This is a genomic window from Porphyromonas sp. CAG:1061 (assembly GCF_000435035.1).
Lineage (GTDB): Bacteria > Bacteroidota > Bacteroidia > Bacteroidales > Porphyromonadaceae > Porphyromonas_A > Porphyromonas_A somerae.
Genome location: NZ_HF988947.1, coordinates 2,102 through 2,379 on the forward strand (window position 1 = coordinate 2,102; position 278 = coordinate 2,379).

Annotated in this window: 1 protein-coding gene; it reads left to right on the forward strand. The window is 53.6% G+C overall.

Annotated elements, in window-relative coordinates:
* Positions 1-278, forward strand: a 278-nt coding sequence (locus QVO39_RS08230; RefSeq protein WP_288171947.1) for a histidine phosphatase family protein, incomplete at both ends; no start/stop codon positions are given.

A 278-nucleotide genomic window follows, 5' to 3' on the forward strand; every position in this document is an offset into this window, starting at 1 on the left:
GAGCATCTGCGATGGGAGGAGATCGATGAGTTGGCGAGAAAGTCTCCAGCTCTTCTCGACGAGGCAGGGCACTTGCTCCCTCCTAATGGCGAGAGTGTAGATGAGCTTTTGGCACGGGTGGCAGACTTTATTTCTGGGCTGAGGTGCAGTGGATACCGCCGTGTGCTGGTCTTTTGCCACGGTGGAGTGATTAATTCGGCTCGCTCCTTACAGGGTTTGCTTAGTCGTGAGCAATTGTTTATTGATGTGCCTCTCTACGGCTCGACTACTTCGCTGGA